Here is a 316-nt window from a genome sequence, read left to right as displayed (position 1 = left end):
GTCCGTACGCTGCTGGGCGCGGGCGTCGAGATCGCCGCGATGATCACTGGACTGCCGCGCCACAAGGCGGCCGTCACCGACGCCGCCGACACCCGTCTGCGCCGCCGGGTACCCCTGCTCACCGACGCGACCGTCGCCGAACTCCTGGGCAGGGAAAGGCTGTCGGGGATCGTGGTGCGGCACGCGGACGGCAGACGGGCGGTGATCGCCTGCGACACCGTCGTCTTCACCGGCGACTTCGTCCCCGACCACGAACTGGCCCGGCGCGGCAGTCCAGTGATCATCGCGGCGATCTCGACGCCCGCGCCCAGCAGCG

1 pseudogene is annotated in these 316 nt (G+C 72.5%); it reads left to right on the top strand.

The annotated features are described in order from the left end of the window. A pseudogene (locus tag J0695_RS42735) lies at positions 1-316 on the top strand (oxidoreductase); the annotation flags it as partial.

Source organism: Streptomyces beijiangensis (assembly GCF_017315755.1).
GTDB lineage: Bacteria > Actinomycetota > Actinomycetes > Streptomycetales > Streptomycetaceae > Streptomyces > Streptomyces beijiangensis.
Note: the sequence above shows the minus strand (reverse complement) of the source record. Positions and strands in the feature narration are given on the sequence as shown.